The organism is Sphingopyxis sp., assembly GCF_035686825.1.
Lineage (GTDB): Bacteria > Pseudomonadota > Alphaproteobacteria > Sphingomonadales > Sphingomonadaceae > Sphingopyxis.
This window is the reverse complement of the sequence record NZ_DASRYZ010000003.1, coordinates 270,551-295,479: the sequence shown is the minus strand read 5'-3', so window position 1 is coordinate 295,479 and position 24,929 is coordinate 270,551. Positions and strand designations below refer to the sequence as shown.

The following is a 24,929-nucleotide window of genomic DNA, read 5'->3' as shown; positions in this document are numbered from 1 at the left end:
GGATCAGCGGGCGGCGCGGCCGGCAGCCTCTCCCCTTCGGGCGGTGGTCGTGCCGCCCTGGAGCAGCGCCTGGCCGCCGTCGCCGATGATCGCGAAGCCCGCCCAATAATAGGGGTGCGAGGTCTGCTGGTCGTCCATCAGCCGCATCTGGGTGGCCCACAAGGCGTCGGCGACGCTCGTCCCCTCGTCGGCCGCGAACAGGCCGCCGATCAGCCGCTGGGTGGCGTCGAAATCGTCGGGCGCGGGCCAATGGCTCGCGATCACCGAACGGCCTCCGGCGCCGATGAAGCTGCGCACGAGCCCGTCGAGCGCGCTGCCGCCGCCCGAAAGTCCCGCCTCGCGCGTCGCCGCGACGCTCGCCGCGCCGGCGGTGTCGCAGGCCGAGAGGATGACGAGATCGGCGTCGATCTTGAGATCGAAGATTTCCTGGAAGGTGAGGAGACCGTCCGAACCCGCGCCGCCGAACGAGGTGACGAGCGCCGGGCGCGCGGGGCATGCGGGTCGCGGCGCGGTGACGAGGCCGTGCGTCGCGAAATGGATGATGCGATAGTCGGCGAGGTCTGCGCGGTTCTTGACCGCCGTGTCGGTGAATGCGCCGCCGGTGAGCAAGGTCCCCGCGGTTCGGCCCATCGCGTCGCGGGCGGTGATCAGTTCGTCGGCCGAGATCGGACGACCCCATTGCGCGACGTCCCACAGACAGTCGCCATCGACGCTGCCGCCCACCGCGCCGCGGGTGCCGGTGGAGGGCAAGCGGCCTTCGACCGGCAGATTCTCGCCGAGCCCGAAATATTGATGGCTCGCCTTTGACGGCGGCGCCTGCCGCGCATTGCGGAAGCCGAGCGTCGATACCGCCGTGCTTGGGCGCGTCGTGCGGCCGAGCCATGCGATCCGGCGCATGTCGAACGGGTCGGCCTCGGGGTTGAGCAGCCGTTGTTCATACTCGGCGAGCCCGGTGTCGGCGGTGATCAGCAGGTTGATCGGCAGCCGCAGCATCGCGCCGTCGGGTTCGAAGATCAGGTGCGGCACCGTCGGCAGCTTCGCGGCGACCGGGCCGAACAGCTGGCCGTATAATTTGTAGGAGGTCGCCGCATCGAAAGGATAGGTGAGGCGGCGGCCATTTTCGACGATCGAGATGGTGGACCGCAGCGTGTCGACCGCCCGGTCGAGTTCCGACGCGCCGATGTCCGATTTCCAGAGCTGCGCGCCGTCCGGTTCGATCAGCATCGCATAGACGCCTTCGCCGACGACCAGCATCTTCAGATAGGCTTCGCCGGGCCGCAGCACCTGCTGCAATTCGGCAAGGTCGAGCTTGCCCGATGCGACGACGCGATATTGCGGAAAGGCCGAAAGCTGGACGATGGTTTCGGATTGCTGAAACGCCAGATTGTCGAGCTGGGTCTTGATGTCGGCGCGCAGCGCATTGACTTCGGGCGATTCGGGGAGCTGCGTAAGGCGCGCATCCTCGATCCGCGCGCGCTCGATGTCGCGGTTCAGCGTTGTCGCCTGACGGAACAGCCGCGCGCCGTCGTCGCTGCCGCTCGACAATTCGCGTGCCAGCACCGCCTGCGTATCGGCGACGCCGGGGCGGATTTGAAGCTGGCTGGCGACAAAGAACTGGTCGAGCGCCGTGGGGTCCGTCGCAGCACGGTTCGCCAGCAGCCGGTAATAGGGCGCCATGACATTCGCCATGCCCGCGGTCGAACGCTGCGAGTTCGCGAGCGCGGTGACGACCTCGCGATAGATGCCCATCGCCTTGTCGTCCTGCGCGTGGCGGGTGAGGAAGGCGGCATAGCGCGCGCGCGCCGAAGCGAGCGCGGTGGTTTCGGGATATTCGGCCGCGAGCAGCTCGACCGAGTCGACAAAACGCGCGTCGGCGCTGCCGATATCGCCGGTCGCTTCTTCGGCCAGGGCGAGTTCGCCGAGCATTTGCGAGCGCAGCCGGATGATCGAGGTCACGCGGCCCTGACGCACGGCCAGCGCGTCGCCGAGTCCCTTGAGCTGTGCGGTCTTCGCCGCCGCGGCATTGCCACGCAGCCGTTCGACGGTGCCGAGCAGGTGGACCGCCTGCGCGTCGATAATTTGCGCGCGCTCGGTCGGGGTCAGCCGCTCGCGATCGTTCGCCTGGCGGATGACGCGGGCATTGTCGCCGCTGTTGACGCCGGCGACGATTTCGGGGGTCAGCGTTACCGCGCCTTCCGCGACCGTCACGCCGGTGGCGAGCGGAGCGATCGGCGCCTGCAGCAGCGCCGCCGCGCGATCATAATCGCGCTGGTTGAGCGCGTTGATCGCGCGGAAATTGCGGCGGAGACGGAGCTGGACGGGGTCGCCGGTCGGGATGGCCTCGACCTCGGCGAACAGGCGTTCGGCTTCGGCGAACTCGCCAAGATTCGAGCGTTGCAGCGCGCGGTTCAGCGTAAATTCGGTGGGATCGATTCCCGCCGCCGCCTGCTCATCGAGCGCGCGGCGCGACAGCGCCTCGAAAAATTCGGCGGCCTCGGCATAATCGCCGCTATGGTTGCGGCGATATCCCTCGGCCAGCGCCTTGTCGAGGTCGATCGCCCCCGCGAGCGTGCGCGCGAAACCATCATTGTCGCCGACCGAGATCGTCGCCACCTGGATCACCCCGGGGGCGATCCGGCGCTGGCGCACCGATTCGAGCGCGATCCGGAGCGCATCGTCATAGGCGGCGAAGCCTTCGACGCTGTAGCTCGTGTCGCCGTCGGCTTCGATCCGCGTCGTCCACGCGACATCGCTGCTTCCGACGGTGCAGGCGCCGTCGGCGGTGCAGGTGATCGTGCCCGCCCGGGCGCGTTCGATCCGCGCGCGCGCCGTATCGGCGTCGGCGCGCAGCATGCGCACGGTGCCGACGGGCTGGCTGGCATCGCGGCAGATGATCGTCCAGGCACGGTCGAACATGCCCTCGATGACGCGGTCGTTGACGGTGGCCTGCACCTCGCACAGCGAGCCGCCCTCGCCGCCGATCGCAAAACTGTCGCGAAGCGTCGGGTCGCCTCCTTGCGCCAGCGCGGTTCCCGGCGCGGCCAAGGCCAGCGCGGCCAGAACCGGCGCCAAATGCGGACGTCGAACGGTCATCACCCAATCCCCCAAACACAAGCGTGAAGGCGCCGTGCCGACGCCATGTCGGCAAGGCGCAGTCTTCATTGCTGCGGTACGACCCATTCCCTTGACGATGAACCCTAAACCCTTCGTAAGCGAAAGGGAAGTGATCTGCCGCACAGGCGGCTTGCGCCGCCGGGGTCGCCGACCTATCTGCAAAGGAAGATTCATTCGCACGAGGACAAGATGAGCGCATTCGACGATCGGGAACGGGCTTTCGAAACGAAATTCGCGCGCGACCAGGAGGTGCAGTTCCGGATCACCGCGCGCCGCAACCGGTTGCTCGGCGAATGGGCGGCCGAGCGCATGGGGCTGACCCCCGAGGAAACCGACGCCTATGCCAAGGCGGTGGTGCAGGCCGATTTCGAGGAAGCGGGCGACGAAGACGTCATCCGCAAGCTCGCGGGCGACCTGACCGCGGCGAGCGTCGAGATCAGCGACGCCGAAATCCGTGCCGCGCTGAACGACAAGACCGCCGAAGCCCGCCGCCAGTTCATCGACAGCCAGAACTGAGGCGATCGTCATGGGCATGCGCGAGGACGATCTGCGGGCGATGATCGTCGCGGCCTTTCCCGATGCGGAGGTGACGATCACCGACCTCGCCGGCGACAACGACCATTATGCGGCGCATGTCGTCAGCGCCTCCTTTCGCGGGATGACCCGCGTCGCGCAGCACAAGGCGGTCTACGCCGCGCTGGGCGGGCGCATGGGCGGCGAACTTCATGCCTTGCAATTGACGACCGCGATCCCCTCATAGGGGGCAGATGATTTGCGGGCGCGATGGCGCGCCTGCCCGGAGACCGACAATGACCGACCCCACCACTCACGACCGCATTACGAAGCTGGTCGCCGACAACCCCGTGCTGCTCTTCATGAAGGGCACACCGCTCTTTCCCCAATGCGGTTTTTCCTCGCGCGCGATCGCGATGCTTGACCGGCTCGGCGTCGAATATGGAACCGTCGATGTGCTGCAGGACATGGAGGTCCGTCAGGGCATCAAGGAATTTTCGGACTGGCCGACCATCCCCCAACTCTATGTGAAGGGTGAATTCGTCGGCGGCAGCGACATCATGATGGAAATGTGGGAAGCGGGCGAACTGCACACGCTGATGGACGGGATTCCGACGCGCGCTGAATAAGGGGGCGCATTCGCGGCTTATTAAAAGCCCGCCGGTGCCGATGTGCCGGCGGGTTTTTTTTGTGTTTGTCCGTTCTGGGGTGGTTAGCTGACGTTCCTACCCCACCCTCGTCATTCCCGCGAAAGCGGGAACCCAGTCGCTACGCTGGCTCGCTGGGTTCCCGCTTTCGCGGGAATGACGAAGAAAAGGCAATGTCCGCTACCGGCCGAAACCGGCGCTTCGGTCAGGCCGCCTCGGCATCCTCATAGGCTTGCGCTTCGGCGGCGATCAGGATGTCAGCGAGCATCCAATAGGCCTCGCTCCATGCCGCGAGCACGTCGTCGGTCGCGACCTCTTCGCCCAGCACGTCGCGGATCGCGGGCAGCAGCGCATTGGCGACATGCGGATAATGTTCGGGCCGGACGCCGGTCTCGATATGGCGGGCGACCATGCGCGATACCGCGGTGCCGAGGTTCTGCAGCTTGTCGATATTCTTCGCATAGGCGAGGATCGCCGCGGCGAGCCGCTTGGGCTGTTCGCCGCTCGTCTGCGCGGCGCGGTCGAACATCGCTTCGATCTCCTCATTCTCGAACAGTCGGGCGTACATCGCGGTGGTGATCGCAAGGCCATGTTTTTCGAGTGCGGGGGCGGTCGATTTGACGATCGCCATGGCGTGGGCGGACGCGGTGCGCATAGGATTTTCCTTTTAGTTGAAGAGGGGAGAAGGGCTTCAGGCCGCCCCGCGACCGGGGTCGTCGAGGCGGAAGAAAAGGGCAAGCTGGAGGCTTTCGGCGATGCGTGCGGCCTTGGCTTGGAGGGCTGCGGCTGCGGCGGGCGGCATCAGCTCGTCGGTCGTCGCGGTCCAGATCGCGAGCCAGCGGTCGAACATCGCCGGGGTGATGCGTGCCTTGTGCTTCAGATGCTCGGCGACCGGGCTGCCCTTGTAGCGGCCGGTCGTCAGCATCACCGACGACCAGAAGGCGACGAGTTTTTCGAGGTGCGCGGGCCAGTCTTCGACCGCTTCGTTGAACAGCGGGCCGATCTCGGCATCGGTGCGCACTCGGTCGTAAAAGGCCGGAATCAGGCGCGCGAGCGCGGCTTCGTCGATCTGATCGTCGTGGTTCACGACTCGCTCCAATCATGTATTTGATGTGCATGTATGTTCGAAATTTGAAACATGCAACGAAAATACATATTATGCGATCGAAGCGGATTTGAAGGATTGCGATGCGCCTGACGCGCTACACCGATTATGCGATGCGCGTGCTCCTCTATGTGGGGGCGCGGGAGGAAGAACGGCTGAGCCCGATCTCGGAGATCGCGCGCGCCTATGGCATTTCGCAGAACCATCTGATGAAGGTGGTCAATGACCTGGTGAATGCGGGCTATCTCGAAAGCATGCGCGGGCGTTTCGGGGGCATCCGACTCGCCAGACCCGCGGCCGAGATCAATGTCGGCGCCGTGGTGCGCCATACCGAGGAGGGCTTTGACCTCGTCGATTGCGGCAGCTGCATCATCGCGCCCGCATGCGGGCTGACGGGTGCGCTCGCCGAGGCGCTCGCCGCGTTCATGACGGTGCTCGACGGCTACAGCCTCGCCGACCTGCTCGCGAAGCGCGCGAATCTGGCCGCGCTGTTCGGTGTGCCGGAAGTTTCGAAGGGCTGAAAAAGCGTCCGGGGGGCGGGGCCTTTCGGCCGCTCCGCCCCCCGTCTGCATCGGGGGTAAGTGGGGTTTCCCGGGTGGGGGCAGGGGGCATCAGGGACCAGACCGATGCCCCCCACCGCTCCATTTGAGCGGAACACTCGGGAACAAATGATATTATACAAATGCTGTGCCAGTTTCGGGGCTTCGCGGATTCCGGCGCAAGACGCTGGTTAGCAATTTCTTACCGATGACGAACGGTGTCAAATATTCCGACACAATACCGTTCAGCTTCGTTCAGCAAGCGTTCAGCCCTTTGACTACATTTGTAGTCGCATTAGATCGACGGGTGCCAATGGGAGGGGTCCGCATGGCAGAACGAGCAAGCGAGTCGGAGATGCAGGTGCTGTCGGCGCTGTGGGACAAGGCCCCGCAGACCGCCGCCGACCTGACCCGGCGCATCGGCACCATCAACGGCTGGACGCAAGCGACGGTGAAAACCTTGCTTGCGCGGCTGGTCCAGAAAGGCGCGGTGACGGCCGAGGCCGACGGCCGGCGCTATCTCTATAGCCCCGCGATCGAGCGCGCCGACGCCGTCGGCGAGGAATCGCAGCGTTTCGTCGACCGCCTCTTCGGCGGCCGCGTCAGCCCGCTGATCGCGCATCTCGCCGACCGCGAGGCGCTCACCGATACCGACATTGCCGAGATCGAGGCGCTCTTGAAGAAGCTCAAGTCGTGAGCGCCGCGCTGCTGCTGGGCGCGTGGGCTGACACGCTGATCACCACGGCGGTTCTCGTCCTCTTGGTCCTGATCGTCCGCAAGCCCTTTGCACGGCATTTCGGCCCTCGGCTGACCTATGCCTTATGGGCGGTTCCGGCGCTGCGGCTGGTGCTGCCGCCGCTGCCTTTCGCCGACCCGGTGATCGTGATGCCCGCGCCCGCGGTCGAGGCGATAGAGATGGCGCCGGCCGGCCTGCCGGTCGCGGCGCCCGGGCCGGTCGCCGAGCCGCTCTGGTCGCTCGCCGACCTGACCCCGCTCCTCTTCGCCGGATGGGCGGCCGGGATGGCCGCCGTGCTGGCCGCCGCGCTGGTGTCGCATCGCCGCTTTCGCCGCGACGTTCTGCGCGATGCCGTCGAGCTGGAACCTATTGGAAGCATCCGGCTGGTGATGTCCGACGCGGTCGAGGGCCCGGTCGCCTTTGGCCTGTGGCAACGCAATGTGGCGGTGCCGCACGATTTCTTCGCGCGCTATGTCGCCGAGGAGCGCGCGCTGGCGATCGATCACGAGCTGTCGCACCATCGCCACGGCGATCTGTGGGCGAACAGCGCGGCGCTTGTGCTGCTGGCCGCCCAATGGTTCAATCCCTTCGCCTGGCGCGCGATCCGCGCCTTTCGCTTCGACCAGGAGGCCGCCTGCGACGCGCGGGTTCTGGGGATGGTCGATCAGGCGGGGGCCGATCGCGAGGGGCGCAGCGACCGGACGGCGAGCTATGCGACCGCGATCGTCAAGGCGGCGGTCGGCCCGCGCCTGTCGCTCGCCGCGCCGATGGCGGTGCACGACAATCTGCAGGAGAGGCTGACGATGTTGACGCGGCAGGATATTTCGAAAAAGCGCGGCCTTGTCGGCCGGCTGCTCGTCGGCGGCGCGACGCTCGCGGTACTCGCGACCACTGCGACGTTCGTTCCGGCGGGCATCGTCGTGGCGAAGGCGCAGACCGCCGATGTCCCGGCTCCGCCCGAAGCGCCGCCGGCGCCCGAGGCGCCCCTCGAAGTGCCCGACGCGCCCGGCGTCATGGTCTTCACCCAACATAGCGACGATGTCACGGCCGACGAGGGCGGGGCGAAGCGCGAGGTGCATCGCATCGTGATCCGCGAGGATGGCGCAAAGGCGCCTGCGGCGACGTCCGCGCGCACCGCCAGCAAGGACGACGCGCGCCACATCGAAATCCGCACCCCCGGTAGCCTGTCGCGCGACGATGTCCTCGCGACGCTCAAGGAACAGGGCATTTCCGGGAGGCGCGCCGAGGCGATCGCCGACAGACTGGAAGCGAAGCGCACCGAGCACATCCGCACCGTCCTGGCGCCGATGCCCCCGATACCCGCCATGCCGCCGGTGCCGCCAGTGCCGCACGGCGCTTGGACGACTGACAGCGGTACCCGGGTCGTCAGCAAATGTGGCGACGGCAAGCCGACCGCGCCGATCGTCAGTCGCGAAGAATCCGACGGCAACAAGCACAGCAGCGTTTATATGTTCTCGTGCGGCGACCGGGCCGGCCGGGCGGCGCGGCTGTCGGCGCTCAAGAAGGCGCGCGAGTCCTTCGCCCAAGCCAAATGGGCGCACGCCATGTCGGAGGAGATGCGCGCGAAGGTCGCTGCCGACCTCGACAAGGCGATGGCCGATATGGAGAAATCGGGCCACTAGACCCGACGGGCCCGACCAGCTTCGACGCCGGCCTTTGCTCCCCGGTGGGGCCGGCGGCAGGGGCGGGGAAGGGAGCGGCCCATGTCGCTCCCTTTTTCGCATCCCGATTTTTGGCCTTCATCCCTTTTCCTTCGCGGTCGGCGATGCCACATGGGCGGCATGAGCGACGAAAAGCCCTGGCCCGACAGCATCCGCGCTGGCGAGTGCGAACAGCATGAGCCGCTGGTGCGCCGCGTGCTCGCGCCGAACCCCTCACCCTATACCTTTACCGGCACCCAGACGTGGATCGTCGGGGCGGGCCGCGATGTCGCGGTGATCGATCCGGGGCCGACCGGATCGGGGCTGAGCATCGGCGATCCCGCCGATATCAACGGCGCAGGGCACGTCGACGCGATCCTGCGCGCGGTCGAGGGCCAGCGCGTCACGGCGATCCTCTGCACGCACACGCACCGCGATCATTCGCCGGCGGCCGCGCCGCTTAAGGCGGCGACCGGCGCGCCGATCATCGGCTGCGCGCCGCTGGCGCTCAACGACGACGGCCCGCGCGCCGATTCGGCGTTCGACGCCCATTATGCGCCCGATCGCATCCTGACCGATGGGGAGCGGATTTCGGGCGACGGCTGGACGATCGAGGCGGTCGCGACGCCGGGGCACACGTCGAACCATCTCTGCTTCGCGCTGGTCGAGACGGGGGCGCTGTTCACCGGCGATCATGTCATGGCTTGGTCGACCAGCGTGGTCAGCCCGCCCGACGGCGACATGGCCGCCTATATGGCGAGCCTGTCGAAGCTCTATGAGCGGGGTGACCGCGTCTATTATCCGGCGCACGGCCCCGCGGTGACCAAGCCGCGGCAGCTGGTGCGCGGGATGCTCGGCCATCGCAAGCAGCGCGAGCGGCAGATATTGCGGGAACTCGAAAAGGGCACAAGCGTCATCCCCGAGATGGTGAAACAAATGTACAAGGGGCTCGACCCGCGATTGACCGGGGCCGCCGGCCGATCGGTGCTCGCGCATCTGATCGATCTCGAAAATCGCGGCCGCGTCGCGCGCGATGCCGAAAGCTGGAGGCTGGTGGCATGAGCAAAGGCCCGTTCCGCGCCGCGCTCGTCGCGATCCTTGCGCTCGCGCTCTTCTTCGGCTGGCGCGCCTGGCAGGACTGGCAGCGCGGCTATGATCCCGAGACGGTCGTCGCCGCGAGCCTGCAGGGACTGCAGGAACAGAATGTGCTGGTGCCCTTCACCGCGCGCTATGTCGCGGTGGTGACCTCGACGCAGAGCCGGCTCGGGCTGAGCGCGAAGAAGACGCTGATCATGCCGGGCACCGTCCGCTACGAACTCGACCTCGGTAAGCTGAAACAGTCGGACCTCGACTGGGACGCGGCGACCAATGCGCTGACCGTCACGCTGCCGCCGCTGCGGCTTGCGGGCCCCGAGATCGATATCGATGCGATCAGCGAGTTTCGCGACGGCGAGATTTTGCTCACGCTGACCGATGCCGAGCAGACGCTCGATGCCGCCAATCGCAAGCGCGCGCAGGAAGAGCTGATCAAGCAGGCCAAGGGCACGACGCCGATGCGCCTCGCGCAGGGCGCCGCGCGCACTGCGGTCGAGCAGAGCTTCGCCATGCCGCTGAAGGCCGCGGGTATCGACGCGAAGGTGACCGCGCGCTTCGCCAACGCATCGGCTGGGTAAAAACCGGGCTTTTCGCGCTTTTTCGGCCACGCTATTCTCCCGCCGGGTCGGGTAGGGGAAACGGGCATGGCTACAACGGCAGGCGGCGCCGCGCGCGTCGAGCTTTTCTGGCATCGCATGGCGATCGGCCTCGCGATCTTCATCGTCGTCGGTTTCCTGCAATTCGCGTTGCGGGGCTTCGTCGATCCGGTCGCGGCGCCCTTTTGGGTGCATGTCCACGGGGTAGCGATGCTCGCGTGGCTCGCGCTGTTGATCGCGCAACCGGCCTTGGTTTCGCGCGATAATCTGGCGCGGCACCGTCAGCTCGGGCGGGTCGGCGGGCTGCTGGCGATCTTCATCACCTGCCTCGGCATCTTCACCGGGGTCGCGTCGCTGGTGCTCAACCGTTTCCCGCCCTTTTTCACGCCGCCCTATTTCCTCGCGCTGACGGTAACCGAGTCGCTGGCCTTCGGCGCGATGGTCGCCTGGGCGCTCCGCCGACGGCGCGCGACCGACTGGCACCGGCGGCTGATGATCGGCGCGACGATCGTGATCCTCGAACCGGCGCTGGGACGGCTGCTCCCGATGCCGCTGATGATCGGCTGGTCGGACATTCCGGTCGGACTGGTCCAGCTCGGCGTCGTCGGCATCGTCGCGCTCTACGACCGCCGCACGCTCGGCCGGGTGCATCCGGCGACGAAAGCTGTCGCGGCGGTTGTCATCGCGGTGCGACTCACCATCTATCTCTTGTCGATGACGCCCCCTGTCATCGCGCTCGCGGAGCGGCTGGCCGGCGGTTGACCGCGTTGCCCTGTCGCGGGGCAGCGTGTAGGGGGACGCCAAGGCTAAGCCATATAAGGAAATGCCATGACTGCTCCCATCCGCGAGAATCTCTCGGGTCTCGATCTGCGCGCCGAAATCGAACGCCTCCGCAAGGAGCGTAACGCCGTCATCCTCGCGCATTATTACCAGAAGCCCGAAATTCAGGACCTCGCCGATTTCGTCGGCGATTCGCTCGAGCTCTCGCGCAAGGCGGCGGAAACCGACGCCGACGTCATCGCCTTTTGCGGCGTCAAGTTCATGGCCGAGACCGCGAAGATATTGAGCCCCGAAAAGATCGTGATCCTACCCGACATGGACGCGGGATGCAGTCTCGAGGACAGCTGCCCGCCCGAACAGTTCAAACGCTTCCGCGAAGCGCACCCCGACCATATCGCGCTGACCTACATCAATTGCTCGGCGGCGGTGAAGGCGCTCAGCGACATCATCGTCACCTCGTCGAGCGCCGAGACGATCATCAGCCAGATCCCCGAGGACCAGAAGATCATCTTCGGTCCCGACCGTCATCTCGGCGGCTATCTCAACCGCAAATTCGGGCGCGAGATGCTGCTGTGGCCGGGCGTGTGCATCGTGCACGAGGCGTTCAGCGAGACCGAGCTTCTGAAGCTGAAGGCGCAGCATCCGGGCGCGCCGGTCGCCGCGCACCCCGAATGCCCACCGCACATCGTCGACCACGCCGATTATGTCGGCTCGACGAGCGGCATTTTGCAGTTCGCGAAGAGTTTCCCCGGCGACACGCTGATCGTCGCGACCGAGCCGCACATCATCCATCAGATGGAACTCGCGCTGCCCGAGAAGAATTTCATCGGTGCGCCCGGAGCCGACGGCAACTGCAACTGCAACATCTGCCCCTATATGGCGCTCAACACGATGGAGAAGCTCTACCTCGCGCTGCGCGATCTCGAACCGCGGATCGAGATGGACGAGGATCTCCGCCTCGCCGCGAGGAAGAGCCTCGACCGGATGCTCGACATGGCGTCGGGGACGGTGGGCAAGGGCGATCTCGGCAAGCGCTGACCCGCTGCATTATTGCATTCCTGAAAAATGATATAAGTTCCGGCTCCTAAGACGCGAGTCTCGCCCCCCGTGCGAGCGTCTGACGGCGAACCCTTGCGTCTGGCAGGAGGATGATCGCATGGCAGAAGATTGGCTGGCGGATGTCAGGAAATATGTCGCGGACGCCGACGAGACGGTGGTTGCGGCGATCGTCAAATATCTCGGGATCGCGCTCAGAAACCGCGATTCCTCGCTCGTTTCCTTCAGCGACAAAAAAGAAACCGACCGCGTTCGCGAGAATTTCCTCAAAAAGAAGCTGGGGTTGACCGACGACGATGCGACGCTCGATGCCGCGATCGCCGGCGTCGGCGAGCGGATGAAGGAAGACCGGACGAAGAACCGCGTCACCGTCTATTATCTTCTCGCGCGGCATTTCGGCCTCCTCAACATCTTCGGCGGCGTCGCTGGCGCTGCGGGAGCGGCCGGAGCCGCCGCCGGACTGGCGGCCGCAGGTGCGGCGGGCGGCGACGCGGATAAGGACGAGGAGGAAACGGCGCCGGTGGCGCCGCTCGCTGCGGCGGGCCTCGGGGCCGGCGCTGCGGCGGGCGGTGCCGCGTCCGGTAGCCCCGCGGCCGCGAGCCCCACGGCCGTCCCCCCACCTTCCGCTGCACCCGCGGCGCCACCGCCGCCGGCCTCGACGGCGCCCCAGGCCGTCTATTCGAGTGGCGACGACGACGAGAAGGCCGGTGGCGGCATGGGCTGGCTGGGCTGGCTCCTGCTCGCGCTGATCCTGGCAGCGCTGCTTTTCTTCGGGCTGCGCTATTGTTCGAAACAGGAAGCCGCCGTGGCGCCGGCGACCGACGAAGCTGCTGTCAGCGAAACGGTCGCACCCGCCGACAGCGCAGCGACACCGACCACGACCGCCGCCATTCCGGAAGGCGCAGGGGTTGTCGCCGCGGATCGCGAAGGCAAGCCGATGCTGACGGTCTATTTCGATACCGGGAAGTCCGAGGTGTCGAACGATCTGTCCACCGCGGCGGCGGCGGTTAAAACCTATCTCGACGCCAACCCCGCCGCGACGCTGGCGGTGTCGGGCTATAACGATCCGACGGGCAACGCGGCCGCCAACGCCGAGCTGTCGAAGAACCGCGCGCGGAGCGTGAAGGCCGCGCTCGAAAAGCTCGGTTTCGCCCCCGAACGGGTGGTTCTGGAAAAACCCGCGGAGACTACGACGTCCGGCACGGACAATTCAGCGGCGCGTCGTGTCGAGGTGACCGTGAAGGGCTGATCGTCTTTTGCGGCGATGATGGGGAGCGGGTTCTGTGCAGCCCGCTCTCTTTTTTGAGCGAGGGGGCGAGTCGCGACTCGCCCGCCGTCGGCAAGCCGGTCGGCGATGGCTCCGAAAATGCTGCAACCTTGTTGCAAAATTGCTGCAGCGAATCCGCTTGTTGCTAATGCCGGACTTATCCACAAGCGCGGGCGGTTGCGGGCGGGTTTTGGTGCATTTTTTGTTGGCGCCCCGAATGCTTCGTGTCAGCTTCAAATCATCGGACGACAGAGACGTCGGACCACCGGGACATCAAGGGTAGTTGCAAGACTAGCCGGAAGAGAACGGAGCGGACCAGCGAGGAAATCGACCGATAGCCTGATCACGGAACGTAGCGATTCCCACGAGTTGATACGGACCCGATCGGGTACAGGAAATGCAGTCCATCGCTTGGACAGCGACCGCTTCGGCGGACGCAAGAAGAGATGATGAAGGGCTTTCCAGGTGCGGCCGGCCCCCGAAAGGGGGCCGACCAAACCGTCGCCGGATTGCTCCGGCGTGCGCCGCGACGCATCGTTTTGCGGGCCGCTGATCGCGAGAGAAGCGGACCGGGATGAAGCGGAACGGAGCCAGCAGGGCAAAACCGGATAGTGGGGGTTGGCAGCGATGCCGGCCCCCATTTCGCATGCCCGTCCAAGCGGCCCCGCAGTGGCACGGCATCGCCATACTTCTGTGGTGCGTCCCACGCCTCCTGCTCCCTCTGGAGCCCTTGTTCCGCGCCGCAATTATTTTCGCGACTGTGGCTTTCGTCACACCAGCGTCAAACTGCGCTGCTTAGTGCCATATTGCGACCCGGAGACGTTCCCGATCAGGAACCGATCCCCCTTTTCCCGGCCGCGTCCGGACGGGCCGGCCGGGAACCTTTCGATCCCCGACCGCATTGTCCCAATATCGCTGAAGCGATGTCCGGGCACGACCGGACGTTTCGATAATCGCCGGCCGCCGGCGCGTGCCCGGCCGGTTCAGGGAAGGGAAAATCATGGGTTTGATCATCACATTGATCGTCGGCGGCATCATCGGCTGGCTGGCGAGCATCGTCATGCGCACCGACGCACAACAAGGCATCATCCTGAACGTCGTCGTGGGCATCGTCGGCGCGTTCCTGGGCAATTTCCTCGGCAGCTTTTTCGGCATGGGCGCCAGCCTCGACACCTTCAGCCCGATCGGGCTGCTCTGGGCCTTCATCGGCGCGGTGGTGCTCCTCGGGATCATCAACCTGATACGGCGCGGCAGCGTCCGCTGATCGGCATGGCGGCGGATGGCCGCATTCCGCCGCCGCCATTCCGCTAGGCGATTTCAGATATTTGAGTTACCAATATCATGCCTGCAAGGTCAGGCGCCAACAACGATCGTAGGGGTGATCTTATGACTTGGATTATCGCAATCATCATGGGCGGCATCATCGGCTGGCTTGCCAGCATCGTGATGCGCACCGACGCCCAACAGGGCATCTTCCTCAACATCATCGTCGGTTGCATCGGGTCGATCCTCGGCCGTTTCCTGTTCGGCAGCTTCCTCGGCGGCGGCCATCTGCGCGGCGACGCCTTCGATCCGATGACCTTGCTCACCGCCTTTCTAGGCGCCGTGATCCTGCTCGGGATCGTCAACCTCGTGCGCCGCGGTCGCGTCCGCTGACCACCGAACGGCCATAGCCGGTCCGGCAGACCGGCACGAAGAAGAGGGCGGCCGCCGCGAGGCGGGCCGCCCTTTTTCATGCTCGCAACCACTGGAATTCGCGTGACAATGCGTCTATGGCGCGCGCTTCGGGGCGCAGGGGGGACGGCGAAGTTTCGCCTCTTGCCAGTGGTGATTTAATTAGGTAATACACCTCGCAGAGGATTGATCCTGTTGTGCGGGATCGAAGGGGGTGGGCGCGCTCGCGCCTTCCGCATCATGATGCCGCGCAAGGCAGGGAGGGTTTTCGGCGTGAACTACGAGCGGAAAGTGGATTCGATGGACAGCCTGGCGGGCACGCAAAGCTTTTATGAAGACGCCGACGACAGCCGGCGCAAGCGGACGCGGCTGATCGTCGCGCTGGTGCTGATCGCGCTCGCGCTGGCTGCGGCCTATTATGCCTTTTCCGCCGGAAAGGGCGGCGCGGCGGGCGCCGATGGGGCCGCCGCGGGAGGTGCCGCTGGCGCCGCCGCCGTGCCCAGCATCACCGTCGTCACCCCCGGCCGTCAGTCCGTCCAGTCGACGATTTCGACCAACGGGACGATCGCGGCGCGGCGCGAAATGCCCGTCGGGGTCGCCGGCGAAGGCGGCCGCGTCGAGCGCGTGCTCGTCGAGCCCGGCCAATGGGTCGGCGCCGGACAGCCGCTCGCCGTCATCGATCGCTCGGTTCAGACGCAGCAGGCCGCCGGCCTCGCGGCGTCGATCCGCGTGGCGCAGGCCGACGCGAACCTGGCGCAGGCCGAACTCGAACGCGCCGAGGCGCTGGTATCGCGCGGCTTCATTTCGAAGGCCGATATGGATCGCAAGCGGGCAACGCGCGACGCCGCCAACGCGCGCGTGCGCGTTGCGCAAGCGCAATATGCCGAAGCGACCGCGCGCAACGACCGGCTCAACATCGTCGCGCCGGCCGCAGGACTGGTGCTGACCCGCGACGTCGAGGTCGGCCAGATCGTGGGCGCCGGCAGCGGCGTGCTGTTCCGCATGGCCCGCGGCGGCGAGATGGAATTGCTGGCGCAGATGGCCGAAGCCGATCTGCAACGCGTGCGCGTCGGCACCCGCGCCACGATCACCCCGGTCGGCAGCAACCTGAACATCGCAGGGCAGGTGTGGCAGGTGTCGCCGGTCATCAACCCCGATACACGTCAAGGCATGGTGCGTATCGCGGTGCCGTACAGCGCCGCGCTCCGTCCCGGCGGTTTTGCCGACGCGCGGCTGGTGGCGGGCACCGCCCAAGCGCCGTTGCTCCCCGAAAGTGCGGTGCAGAGCGGCCCCGAAGGCAATTATGTGCTGATCGTCGACGGCAAGGACACGATCCGGCGCCGCCCGGTCAAGGTCGGCACGGTGACCGATGGCGGCGTGTCGATCGCCTCGGGTCTCGACGGCAGCGAACGCGTGGTCGTGCTGGCCGGTGCCTTCCTCAACGTCGGCGACAAGGTAAAGCCGGTGGTCCAGAAATCGTCGCAGTAATCGAACCGGATCGCGTACGCACAAAAGGCGTTTGAATCATGAGCTTTCGCAACATCTCCGCTTGGTGCATCCGCAATCCGGTGCCGCCGGTCGTCATGTTCGTCCTGCTGCTGCTGGCGGGTATCGTCAGCTTCAACCGGATGGACGTGAACGACCAGCCCGACATCGAATTTCCCGCGGTGCAGGTCGTCGTGGTCCAGCCCGGCGCGGCGCCGACCGAGCTCGAGACGCAGGTGACGCAGCGCGTCGAGGCGGCGATCCGCGGGGTTAGCGGCGTCGACGAAATGTCGTCCTATGTCAGCGAAGGCAACAGCCGGACTTTCGTGCAGTTCGCGATCGGCACGCCGATCGACCGCGCCTATAACGACGTCAACCAGGCGATTCAGCAGATCCGCAGCGATCTGCCCGACGGCATCCTCGAACCGCAGGTCGTGCGGGTCGACATCGCCGGCGGCCCGATCACCTATTTTGCGGTCGAGGCGTCGGACATGACGCTCGAACAATTATCGTGGTTCGTCGACAACAATATCGCGAAGGAATTGCTGTCGATCCCTGGGATGAGCCAGGTCAGCCGGTCGGGCGGCGTCGACCGCGAGATCCGCGTCATTCTCGATCCCGCGCGTATGCAAAGCTATGGCCTGACCGCGAGCCAGGTGAACCAGCAGTTGCGGCAGGTGAATGTCAACGCCGCGGGCGGGCGCACCGAAATCGCGGGCAGCGAACAGGCCGTGCGCGTGCTGGGCAACGCGGAAAACGCTTTTCAGCTCGGTGAAACGCGCCTCTCGATCGGCGATGGCCGCACCATCCGCCTCGCCGACGTCGCGAGGGTCACCGACGGCTATGCCGAGCAGCGCAACCTCGCGAAGATCCGCGGGCGCCAGGTGCTGAGCTTCTCGATCGAAAAGGCGAAGGGCGCGTCGGACGTCACCGTCCACGACGAGACGATGAAGAAGCTCGAACAGATCAAGAAGAACAACCCGAAGGTCGACTTCAAGATCCTCTTCACCCGCACCGAATATACCAAGGAACAATATCGCAGCTCGATGCTCGCGATGATCGAGGGCGCGGTGCTTGCCGTCGTCGTGGTGTTCCTGTTCCTGCGCGACTGGCGCGCGACGCTGATCAGCGCGCTCGCTATCCCCTTGTCGGCGATCCCGACCTTCTGGTTCATGGACATGATGGGCTTTTCGCTGAACAGTCTGTCGCTGCTCGCGCTCAGCCTCGTCGCCGGCGTGCTCGTCGACGATGCGATCGTCGAGATCGAGAATATCGTCCGGCATATGCGAATGGGCAAGACCGCCTATCAGGCGTCGATCGACGCCGCCGACGAAATCGGCCTCGCGGTCGTCGCGACGACGATGTCGATCGTCGCGGTGTTTCTGCCGGTCGCGCTGATGCCGGGCATCTCGGGCCAATTCTTCATCCAGTTCGGCCTGACCGTCGTGTTCGCGGTGCTCGCCAGCCTGGCGGTCGCGCGCATGATCACCCCGATGATCGCGGCCTATTTCCTGGCGGCGCAGGGCGAGCAGGAACATGCCGCCGGCCCGTGGGTCGATCGTTACGAGCGGCTGCTGGCGTGGACACTCGACAGCAGCAAGCAGCAGAGGGTGCGGGCGGGATATGACGGCACGCCGACCAGGCTGGCGTTTCTCGGCGTCCCGCTCGTGCTGGCGGGTCTATACGCCCTCTATTCGGTCTATGCCTATTTCCAGCCCGTCCCGGCCGGACAGGATGGCCCGAACCCGGCCATTCACTTCCTTTTGTTGACCCCGGTTATGACGATCGCGACCTTTTTGGTGACGAGCTTGCTCGCGATCCTGATCGGCGCGCTCGTTTATGCCTTGGGAATGCGGGGGTTCGCCTTCACCCATTGGGCCAAATTCATGGTCCAGCGTTTCTGGGCGCGCCTGCACGACCATCGCGTGTGGATCGTCGGCATCGGCATTCTGGCATTTTTGTCGAGCATCGGTCTGTTTGCGGTCCTGCCGCAACAGTTTCAGCCGACGATCAACAGCGATTACAGCCAGGTGAAATATGAACTGCCGCCGGGTTCGACGCTGGCGCAGAGCGAGGCGATCGTGCGGCAGATCGGCGCCATCCTCGACGACAGCCCCGCGGTTCAAACCGCCTTCTACGACGTCGAGGTCGGCGGCGGAAACGCTTTCATCACGCTCAAAAAGGAACGCGAGCAGACCAGCGTCGAATGGGAACGCAGCCTGCAACCGAAACTGGCGGCGATTCCCGACGCGCGCGTGTCGTTCCAAAGCCAGTCGGGCGGATTTTCGGGCCGCGACATCACCATGGTGGTCGGCGGTGACGATCCGGTCGCGCTGGAAAAACATGCGCGCCTGATCGTCGATCAGATGGGCGGAATGAAGGAACTGCGCGCGCCGCGGATCGAAGGCGACATTCCGCGTCCCGAAATCATCGTCAATCCGCGGATGGACCTTGCCGCCGAACTCGGCGTGACGACGGCGGCGCTCAGCCAGACGATCCGCATCGCGACGCTGGGCGATATCGATCAGAACGCAGCCAAATTCTCGCTGTCCGACCGGCAGATCCCGATCCGCGTGCTCCTGTCCGAAGATTCGCGCCGCAGCCTTGCGACGATCGAGAATCTGCCGGTGCCGACCGCGAGCGGGACGACCGTGCCGCTGAAGTCGGTTGCCGAGATCGGCTTTGGGGCCGGGCCGACCGAACTGCGTCGCTATAACCAGACGCGGCGCATCGTCATCGGTGCCGACCTTGCGCCCGGCCTCGTCACGGGCGACGCACAGAAAAAGATCGATGCGCTACCGGCGGTCAAGAATATGCCGCAGGGCGTCCGCAAGGTCGTGCAGGGCGACCAGAAGTGGCAGGCGGAACTGATCAACAACTTCATCATCGCGGTGGTGTCGGGGCTTCTGCTGGTGTTTGCGACGCTGGTGCTGCTCTATCGCCGCTTTCTGTCGCCGCTCGTCAACATGTCGTCGCTGCTGCTCGCGCCGCTCGGCGGTCTTTTGGGGCTGGCAGTCACCGGCATGGAAGTTTCGATGCCGGTCTATATCGGCTTGCTCATGCTGCTCGGGATCGTCGCGAAAAACTCCATCCTGCTCGTCGATTTCGCGATCGAGGAAATGGACCATGGCGTGAGCAAGATGGATGCGCTGCTCGACGCGGGACGCAAGCGTGCGCAGCCGATCGTGATGACGACGGTGGCGATGGTCGCGGGCATGGTGCCGACAGCACTGTCTCTGTCGGGCGACGGAGCGTGGCGCGCGCCGATGGGTGTGGTCGTGATCGGCGGCCTGATCCTGTCGACGCTGCTGACGCTGCTGATCGTGCCCGCCGGTTTCAGCCTGGCGGACAGCATCGAGAAACGCCTCGGCCGCTTCTTCTCTGCGAACCTCTTGACCTATCGCAAGGGCGACGAAAGCAAGCCGCATGGCGAGGCCGTGCCGGACCCCGCCGAGTGAGAATGACGAGCGACCGGTGCGGCTCCGCGCCGCGCCGGTTGCAACCTTTGCCGGTTTTCGCCATTTGATTCACATGACCGACCGCGCTTCCCCCCGGCCGATTGGCGTTTCCATTCCGGCGAGGGGATCGAACATCCGCGTCGTCGCGACCGGCATGCTGATCGTGATGGCGCTCGTCTTCATCGGCGCGAAATACTATCAGGACGTCCACCCCGCGGTCGGCTTCGTCCGTGCCTTTGCCGAAGCGGCGATGGTCGGCGGGCTTGCCGACTGGTTCGCGGTCACCGCGCTGTTCCGCCACCCCATGGGGCTGCCGATCCCCCACACCGCGATCATCCCGCGCAACAAGAACCGCATCGGCGATACGCTCGCGCGCTTCCTGCTCACCAATTTCCTGCTGCCGCGCCTGATTGCGCGCAAGATGCAGACGGTCGACGTCGCAGGCGCGGTCGGTAAGTTCCTGTCCGAACCGGGCGAGGGCGGCGGGCGATTGCGCCTTGGTGCCTCGCGCATCATTGCCGATGCGCTCGGCGCGCTCGACCAGCAACGGCTCGGCGGCATGGTCAAATCGGCGATCGCCGACCGCCTGCGCGAACTCGACGTCGCGCCGCTGCTCGGGCAGGCGCTGCAGGCTGCGCTTGCCGAGGGGCGGCATCAACCCCTATTGGATGCGATGGTCAAATGGGGATCGAAGACGCTCGAACTCAACGAGCATTTGATCCACCAGATGGTCCACGACAATAGTAACGCGATCGTGCGTTTCACCGGACTCGACGAAAGCATCTCGAACCGTATCGTCGCGGGGCTGTCGAAGCTGCTCAGCGAAATGGCGGTCGACGAGACGCACCCGCTGCGTATCCGTGTCGAGGAAGGGCTCGCCAAGATGGCGCTCGACCTGCAGCACGACCCCGAGGTCAAGGCGAAGGTCGCCAAGGTCCGCGACGAGCTGCTCGAGAATAAGGCGGTGAAGCGGTGGCTCGACGGCCTCTGGGAACAGGGCCGCAGCGCGCTGCTCAAGGCGGCGCGTAACCCCGATACGATGCTCGCGGGCCGGATCGGCGAACTCGTCACGCAATTCGGCGCGATGCTCGGCGAGGATGTCGGCATCAAGCGTACGCTCAACCGCTATGCGCGCCGCGCCGTCGTCGGCGTCGTCGACAGCTATGGCGAAACCGCGCTCAAGCTCGTGTCCGACACGATCCGCGGCTGGGATGCGAAGACGATCACCGACCGGCTGGAAAATGCCGTCGGCGACGACCTTCAGTATATCCGCATCAACGGCACGCTGGTCGGCGGATTGGTGGGCGTGCTGATCCATACAGTCGATGTTTTGATCTAGCCGCTCGCTGCAAGTCCCTCGCGAAACGTCGGATAGCGCGGGGTCCAGCCGAGCAGGCGTTTCGCCTTGCCGTTCGCGACGCGGCGGTTTTCGGCATAGAAGGCGCGCGCGGCGGGTGACAGGCCGGCTTCGTCGAGCGACTGCAGCGGCGGCAAGGGCGCGCCGAGCATGACGCAGCCCCATTCGACGAGCCTATTCTGGTGGCAGGGTGCGTCGTCGGCGAGATTATAGGTGCCCGCGGGGCCCCGGAACGACGCGATCACGCCGCCTGCGATGTCGTCGATATGGATGCGGCTAAAGACCTGCTGCGGCAAGTCGATCCGGTGCGCGCGCCCCTCGCGGATGCGATCGAGGATCGAACGTCCGGGGCCATAGATGCCGGGAAGGCGAAAGACGCACACATCGCCGCGCAGCGCCGACCAAGCCGCATCGGCGGCGTTGCGATCGGCGCGGCGGCCCTTGACCGGGGCGCTCTCGTCGACCCACGCGCCGCGCGTATCGCCATAAACGCCGGTCGAGGAAAGATAGCCGGTCCACGTTGCGGGGGCGAGGGCGATGGCTTCGCCATAGCGCGCGAGCACGGGGTCGCCGCCTTCGGCCGGGGGGACCGACGAGAGGATATGCGTCGCGCTGCGCAACGCCTTGTGCACCGCGCGCTCGTCGTCGAAGGCGGTGCCGCCTGCGCGCCCGTCGCGCGTCGTTCCCTCGACCTCCCACCCGCGCGCGCGCAGCCGTCCGGCAAGATGGCTCGCGGCATAGCCCATTCCGAAAATCAGCATATGGCTCATCGCGCGCCTTATTGCGCGTCGGCGGCGTCCTGCCTAGATCGATTGGATGACCGACCTCTCTTCCACGCCCGCCATCCCCGTCACCATCCATCGCGGCGATTATCGCCCTCCCGAATGGCAGGTTCCGGACATCTCGCTCGATTTCGCGCTGGGGCTCGACGAAACGAAGGTCGCCGCGGCGTTGTCCGTCGTGCGCCATGCCGATGCGCCGACGCCGCTCGTGCTGCGCGGCGACGGGCTGACCCCCGCCGCGGTGCGCGTCGACGGCGAGAGCTGGAACGACTGGCGCCTCGATGGTAGCGACCTGATCGTCGATCTGGGCGAGCGGACGGCGGCGACGGTCGAAATCGAGACAGAGATCAACCCGGCGGCGAACACCCAGCTGATGGGGCTCTACGCCTCGAACGGCATGCTGTGCACCCAGTGCGAGGCCGAGGGTTTTCGCCGCATCACCTTCCACCCCGACCGGCCCGACGTGCTGAGCCGTTACCGGGTGCGCATGGAAGGCGACAAGGCGGCCTTCCCGATCCTGCTGTCGAACGGCAATTGCGTCGAGCGGGGCGCGGGTGAAGGCGGTCGGCACTGGGCGCTTTGGGAAGACCCGTGGCCGAAGCCCTCCTACCTCTTCGCGCTCGTCGCGGGCGATCTCGTCGTCAACAAGGACAGCTTCACGACGATGTCGGGGCGCAGGGTCGAACTTGGTATCTGGGTGCGCGAGGGCGACGAGGGCCGGACCGGCCACGCGATGGACGCGCTCAAGAACAGCATGAAGTGGGACGAGGCGGTTTATGGCCGCGAATATGACCTCGACCTGTTCAACATCGTCGCGGTCGGCGATTTCAACATGGGGGCGATGGAGAATAAGGGGCTCAACATCTTCAACACCCGCTACATCCTCGCCGACCCCGATACCGCGACCGATCTCGATTATGACGGGGTCGAGGGCGTCGTCGCGCATGAATATTTCCACAATTGGTCGGGCAATCGCGTCACCTGCCGCGACTGGTTCCAATTGTCGCTGAAGGAAGGCTTCACCGTCTTTCGCGACCAGAATTTCTCGGCCGACATGGGATCGCCGCCGGTCAAAAGGATCGAGGATGTCCGCCTGCTCCGCGCGGCGCAATTCCCCGAGGATGCCGGGCCGCTCGCGCATCCGATCCGCCCCGACTCCTATCAGGAAATCAGCAACTTCTATACCGCGACCGTCTATAACAAGGGCGCCGAGATCATCCGGATGATGCACACGATGGTCGGCGCCGAACGCTTTCGCAAGGGCACCGACCTCTATTTCGAGCGCCACGACGGCGAGGCGGCGACGTGCGAGGATTTCGTCCGCGCGATCGAGGACGGCGCCAAGGTCGATCTCGCCCAGTTCCGACTGTGGTATGGGCAGGCGGGCACGCCGCGCATCACCGCGCGGATCGACACCGACGCGGCGACGGGCGAGCGCACGCTCCATCTGGCACAGGCCGTGCCGCCGACGCCCGGGCAACCCGACAAGGCGCCGATGCTCATCCCGCTGCGTATCAAGGCTTATGATCTCGATGGCGGCCATGGCGACGCGGCGGAGCAGCTCATACTGCTCGATCGCGCCGAAATGGCGGTGCCGCTGGGTCCTTATCGCAGCCGGCCGATGCTTTCGATCAACCGCGGCTTTTCGGCACCGGTGATCGTCGATTTCGCGCGTGAGGACGGCGAGCTCGCATGGCTCGCCGCGCACGACGACGATCCTTTCGCCCGCTATGAGGCGTTGCAGCAACTGATGCTCGACACGCTCGTCGCCGCGGTGTCAGGCAAGGGCGGCGGCAGCGGCGCGGTGATCGAAGCCGTGGCGCAGACGCTGGTGGGGCGCGCCGATGACCCGGCCTTCGTCGCCGAGGCGGTGCTGCTTCCCAGCGAAGCCTTTATCGGCGACCAGATGGTGACGGTCGACCCCGATGCGATCCGCCGCGAGCGGCTGGCGTTGCAGGGTGCGATCGGCGCCGCGCTAAAAGCGGAATGGCACGCGGTCCTCGCCGGCGATACGCCGGCGGCGACCGACTTGTCGCGCGGCGCGAAGGGCGGCCGCCGCTTGCGCGGCGTGGCGCTCGCCTATCTCGCGGCGGCGGGTTTGGACGATGCCGCGGCGCTGGCTTTCCGCATCTTCTCCGACGCCGACGGGATGACCGAGCGGCAGGCGGCGCTCGCGACGCTTGCACATGGCGACAGCGAAGAGCGCGTGGCAGCGCTCGATATCTTTTATCAGCGCTATCGCGACAATCCGCTGGTGCTCGACAAATGGTTTCAGGTGCAGGCCTGGTCGCTGCGGCCCGATACTGTCGGTGCGGTGAAGGAACTCGCGCGGCATCCCGATTTCACGCTCGCGAACCCCAATCGCGTGCGGTCGCTCTATGGCGCGCTGACGGGCAATCAGGCGGCGTTCCATCAGGCCGACGGGGCGGGTTACCGGCTGATCGCCGACCTCGTCATCGCGCTCGATCCGAAGAATCCGCAGACCGCGGCAAGGATGATCCCGCCGCTCGGCCGCTGGAAGCGGTTCGAGGAGGGGCGGCAGGCGCTCATGCGCGCCGAGCTGGAGCGCATCCTCGCGCAGCCCGGCCTGTCGCGCGACGTGACCGAGCAGGCGTCGAAGAGCCTGGCTGGCTGATCATAATGTCAGGCGGGGGCGAAGAGCTTCGTCCCCGCGACGCCGATGACGATGAGCGCCATGAAGCCGAGCTGGACCCCGTTTACCTTCTCGCCGAACAGGATGATGCCGCCGATGATCACGCCGATCGCGCCGAGGCCGGTCCAGATCGCATAGGCGGTGCCGGCCGAAATCTCGCGCATCGCGAAGGCGAGCAGCGCCATGTTCAGGAAGCTCAGCGAAACCGGGACGAGCGACGCCTGCCACGATCCGATCGTGGCGGCCCATTTCAGGCTGAGCGCCCAGACGATTTCGGTGAACACGGCGACCCCGAGGATGAACCATCCCATATCATTTCCTTCGAATTGCGGGCTCGAAGGAAAGGACGCAGCCGGAAACCCGAAAGAGGCTGCGCGCATCGGACAGAAACGTCGTGGGCACGCCCCTAGG

The 24,929-nt window shown here is 66.0% G+C and carries 22 protein-coding genes; 17 read left to right on the top strand and 5 right to left on the bottom strand.

All coding sequences use genetic code 11. From position 1 onward, the window contains the following. Positions 1-3: 3 nt before the first annotated feature. Complete coding sequence (locus tag VFG17_RS06070) at positions 4-3,093, bottom strand: CHAT domain-containing protein (protein ID WP_325028562.1); 3,090 nt, start codon at positions 3,091-3,093, stop codon at positions 4-6. A gap of 210 nt (positions 3,094-3,303) precedes the next feature. Here VFG17_RS06070 and VFG17_RS06065 point away from each other — a divergent pair, with 210 nt between their 5' ends. From VFG17_RS06065 to grxD, 3 genes are read left to right on the top strand one after another with little or no spacing between them, the layout of a single operon-like run. Further along, the gene (locus VFG17_RS06065; RefSeq protein WP_136175180.1) at positions 3,304-3,630 is read left to right on the top strand and encodes a DUF1476 domain-containing protein; all 327 of its coding nucleotides are present in this window, start codon (positions 3,304-3,306) and stop codon (positions 3,628-3,630) included. A 10-nt stretch (positions 3,631-3,640) separates the two neighbouring features. Continuing rightward, the gene (locus VFG17_RS06060; RefSeq protein ID WP_325028561.1) at positions 3,641-3,874 is read left to right on the top strand and encodes a BolA family transcriptional regulator; all 234 of its coding nucleotides are present in this window, start codon (positions 3,641-3,643) and stop codon (positions 3,872-3,874) included. 49 nt (positions 3,875-3,923) lie between these two features. After that, positions 3,924-4,256 carry a Grx4 family monothiol glutaredoxin gene (gene grxD / locus VFG17_RS06055; RefSeq protein WP_325028560.1) on the top strand — a complete coding sequence of 111 codons (333 nt, stop codon included), beginning with the start codon at positions 3,924-3,926 and terminating at the stop codon, positions 4,254-4,256. A gap of 223 nt (positions 4,257-4,479) precedes the next feature. Here grxD and VFG17_RS06050 read toward each other — a convergent pair whose 3' ends face one another. Then, a complete protein-coding gene (locus tag VFG17_RS06050) occupies positions 4,480-4,929 on the bottom strand; it encodes a globin domain-containing protein (protein WP_325028559.1) in 450 nt (149 codons plus the stop codon). Positions 4,930-4,965: 36 nt separating this feature from the next. Continuing rightward, the gene (locus tag VFG17_RS06045) at positions 4,966-5,361 is read right to left on the bottom strand and encodes a group III truncated hemoglobin (RefSeq protein ID WP_325028558.1); all 396 of its coding nucleotides are present in this window, start codon (positions 5,359-5,361) and stop codon (positions 4,966-4,968) included. A gap of 101 nt (positions 5,362-5,462) precedes the next feature. Between VFG17_RS06045 and VFG17_RS06040 the strand changes: the two genes are divergently transcribed. From VFG17_RS06040 to VFG17_RS05980, 13 genes are all read left to right on the top strand, one after another. Beyond that, positions 5,463-5,900 (top strand): Rrf2 family transcriptional regulator, encoded by a 438-nt coding sequence (locus VFG17_RS06040; RefSeq protein WP_325028557.1) that lies wholly within the window; start codon positions 5,463-5,465, stop codon positions 5,898-5,900. A 346-nt stretch (positions 5,901-6,246) separates the two neighbouring features. Then, positions 6,247-6,615: a BlaI/MecI/CopY family transcriptional regulator gene (locus tag VFG17_RS06035; protein WP_325028556.1), complete on the top strand. Its 369-nt coding sequence runs from the start codon at positions 6,247-6,249 to the stop codon at positions 6,613-6,615. After that, positions 6,612-8,297 (top strand): M56 family metallopeptidase, encoded by a 1,686-nt coding sequence (locus VFG17_RS06030; protein WP_325028555.1) that lies wholly within the window; start codon positions 6,612-6,614, stop codon positions 8,295-8,297. The genes VFG17_RS06035 and VFG17_RS06030 overlap by 4 nt, the downstream gene beginning before the upstream one ends. Positions 8,298-8,456: 159 nt before the next feature. Next, positions 8,457-9,377 (top strand): MBL fold metallo-hydrolase, encoded by a 921-nt coding sequence (locus VFG17_RS06025; protein WP_325028554.1) that lies wholly within the window; start codon positions 8,457-8,459, stop codon positions 9,375-9,377. Then, positions 9,374-9,988: a DUF4230 domain-containing protein gene (locus VFG17_RS06020; protein ID WP_325028553.1), complete on the top strand. Its 615-nt coding sequence runs from the start codon at positions 9,374-9,376 to the stop codon at positions 9,986-9,988. The genes VFG17_RS06025 and VFG17_RS06020 overlap by 4 nt, the downstream gene beginning before the upstream one ends. 66 nt (positions 9,989-10,054) lie before the next feature. Beyond that, complete coding sequence (locus VFG17_RS06015) at positions 10,055-10,768, top strand: adenylate cyclase (RefSeq protein WP_325028552.1); 714 nt, start codon at positions 10,055-10,057, stop codon at positions 10,766-10,768. 66 nt (positions 10,769-10,834) lie between these two features. Continuing rightward, the gene (gene nadA, locus VFG17_RS06010) at positions 10,835-11,824 is read left to right on the top strand and encodes a quinolinate synthase NadA (protein ID WP_325028551.1); all 990 of its coding nucleotides are present in this window, start codon (positions 10,835-10,837) and stop codon (positions 11,822-11,824) included. A 118-nt stretch (positions 11,825-11,942) separates the two neighbouring features. Continuing rightward, on the top strand, positions 11,943-13,091 hold the full coding sequence (locus tag VFG17_RS06005; protein ID WP_325028550.1) for a DUF2853 family protein: 1,149 nt from the start codon (positions 11,943-11,945) through the stop codon (positions 13,089-13,091). Between the two features lie 1,018 nt (positions 13,092-14,109). Continuing rightward, on the top strand, positions 14,110-14,373 hold the full coding sequence (locus VFG17_RS06000; protein ID WP_039572182.1) for a GlsB/YeaQ/YmgE family stress response membrane protein: 264 nt from the start codon (positions 14,110-14,112) through the stop codon (positions 14,371-14,373). A 122-nt stretch (positions 14,374-14,495) separates the two neighbouring features. After that, positions 14,496-14,765 carry a GlsB/YeaQ/YmgE family stress response membrane protein gene (locus tag VFG17_RS05995; protein WP_179494935.1) on the top strand — a complete coding sequence of 90 codons (270 nt, stop codon included), beginning with the start codon at positions 14,496-14,498 and terminating at the stop codon, positions 14,763-14,765. Between the two features lie 318 nt (positions 14,766-15,083). Then, positions 15,084-16,271: an efflux RND transporter periplasmic adaptor subunit gene (locus tag VFG17_RS05990; protein ID WP_325029086.1), complete on the top strand. Its 1,188-nt coding sequence runs from the start codon at positions 15,084-15,086 to the stop codon at positions 16,269-16,271. Positions 16,272-16,309: 38 nt separating this feature from the next. Beyond that, positions 16,310-19,726, top strand: a complete 3,417-nt coding sequence (locus VFG17_RS05985; protein ID WP_325028549.1) for an efflux RND transporter permease subunit — start codon at positions 16,310-16,312, stop codon at positions 19,724-19,726. Between the two features lie 73 nt (positions 19,727-19,799). Further along, positions 19,800-21,065: a DUF445 domain-containing protein gene (locus VFG17_RS05980; protein WP_325029085.1), complete on the top strand. Its 1,266-nt coding sequence runs from the start codon at positions 19,800-19,802 to the stop codon at positions 21,063-21,065. On the opposite strand, the gene VFG17_RS05975 is transcribed toward VFG17_RS05980, so the two are convergent. Continuing rightward, the gene (locus tag VFG17_RS05975; RefSeq protein ID WP_325028548.1) at positions 21,062-21,853 is read right to left on the bottom strand and encodes an SDR family NAD(P)-dependent oxidoreductase; all 792 of its coding nucleotides are present in this window, start codon (positions 21,851-21,853) and stop codon (positions 21,062-21,064) included. The genes VFG17_RS05980 and VFG17_RS05975 overlap by 4 nt on opposite strands. A 46-nt stretch (positions 21,854-21,899) precedes the next feature. Here VFG17_RS05975 and pepN point away from each other — a divergent pair, with 46 nt between their 5' ends. Beyond that, positions 21,900-24,500, top strand: a complete 2,601-nt coding sequence (gene pepN, locus VFG17_RS05970; protein ID WP_325028547.1) for an aminopeptidase N — start codon at positions 21,900-21,902, stop codon at positions 24,498-24,500. An 8-nt stretch (positions 24,501-24,508) separates the two neighbouring features. On the opposite strand, the gene VFG17_RS05965 is transcribed toward pepN, so the two are convergent. Further along, positions 24,509-24,829 carry a DMT family transporter gene (locus VFG17_RS05965; RefSeq protein ID WP_325028546.1) on the bottom strand — a complete coding sequence of 107 codons (321 nt, stop codon included), beginning with the start codon at positions 24,827-24,829 and terminating at the stop codon, positions 24,509-24,511. Positions 24,830-24,929 lie beyond the last annotated feature (100 nt).

Excerpts from the sequence above, each read along its gene's own strand:
- VFG17_RS06025 (WP_325028554.1), top strand. The coding sequence starts at position 8,457 with ATGAGCGACGAAAAGCCCTGGCCCGACAGCATCCGCGCTGGCGAGTGC.
- VFG17_RS06040 (WP_325028557.1), top strand. The coding sequence starts at position 5,463 with ATGCGCCTGACGCGCTACACCGATTATGCGATGCGCGTGCTCCTCTAT.
- VFG17_RS06020 (WP_325028553.1), top strand. The coding sequence starts at position 9,374 with ATGAGCAAAGGCCCGTTCCGCGCCGCGCTCGTCGCGATCCTTGCGCTC.
- VFG17_RS06065 (WP_136175180.1), top strand. The coding sequence starts at position 3,304 with ATGAGCGCATTCGACGATCGGGAACGGGCTTTCGAAACGAAATTCGCG.
- nadA (WP_325028551.1), top strand. The coding sequence starts at position 10,835 with ATGACTGCTCCCATCCGCGAGAATCTCTCGGGTCTCGATCTGCGCGCC.
- VFG17_RS05995 (WP_179494935.1), top strand. The coding sequence starts at position 14,496 with ATGACTTGGATTATCGCAATCATCATGGGCGGCATCATCGGCTGGCTT.
- VFG17_RS05980 (WP_325029085.1), top strand. The coding sequence starts at position 19,800 with ATGACCGACCGCGCTTCCCCCCGGCCGATTGGCGTTTCCATTCCGGCG.
- VFG17_RS06050 (WP_325028559.1), bottom strand. The coding sequence starts at position 4,929 with ATGCGCACCGCGTCCGCCCACGCCATGGCGATCGTCAAATCGACCGCC.
- grxD (WP_325028560.1), top strand. The coding sequence starts at position 3,924 with ATGACCGACCCCACCACTCACGACCGCATTACGAAGCTGGTCGCCGAC.
- pepN (WP_325028547.1), top strand. The coding sequence starts at position 21,900 with ATGACCGACCTCTCTTCCACGCCCGCCATCCCCGTCACCATCCATCGC.
- VFG17_RS06035 (WP_325028556.1), top strand. The coding sequence starts at position 6,247 with ATGGCAGAACGAGCAAGCGAGTCGGAGATGCAGGTGCTGTCGGCGCTG.
- VFG17_RS06015 (WP_325028552.1), top strand. The coding sequence starts at position 10,055 with ATGGCTACAACGGCAGGCGGCGCCGCGCGCGTCGAGCTTTTCTGGCAT.
- VFG17_RS06000 (WP_039572182.1), top strand. The coding sequence starts at position 14,110 with ATGGGTTTGATCATCACATTGATCGTCGGCGGCATCATCGGCTGGCTG.
- VFG17_RS05990 (WP_325029086.1), top strand. The coding sequence starts at position 15,084 with ATGGACAGCCTGGCGGGCACGCAAAGCTTTTATGAAGACGCCGACGAC.
- VFG17_RS06070 (WP_325028562.1), bottom strand. The coding sequence starts at position 3,093 with ATGACCGTTCGACGTCCGCATTTGGCGCCGGTTCTGGCCGCGCTGGCC.
- VFG17_RS05985 (WP_325028549.1), top strand. The coding sequence starts at position 16,310 with ATGAGCTTTCGCAACATCTCCGCTTGGTGCATCCGCAATCCGGTGCCG.
- VFG17_RS06060 (WP_325028561.1), top strand. The coding sequence starts at position 3,641 with ATGGGCATGCGCGAGGACGATCTGCGGGCGATGATCGTCGCGGCCTTT.
- VFG17_RS05975 (WP_325028548.1), bottom strand. The coding sequence starts at position 21,853 with ATGAGCCATATGCTGATTTTCGGAATGGGCTATGCCGCGAGCCATCTT.
- VFG17_RS06005 (WP_325028550.1), top strand. The coding sequence starts at position 11,943 with ATGGCAGAAGATTGGCTGGCGGATGTCAGGAAATATGTCGCGGACGCC.
- VFG17_RS05965 (WP_325028546.1), bottom strand. The coding sequence starts at position 24,829 with ATGGGATGGTTCATCCTCGGGGTCGCCGTGTTCACCGAAATCGTCTGG.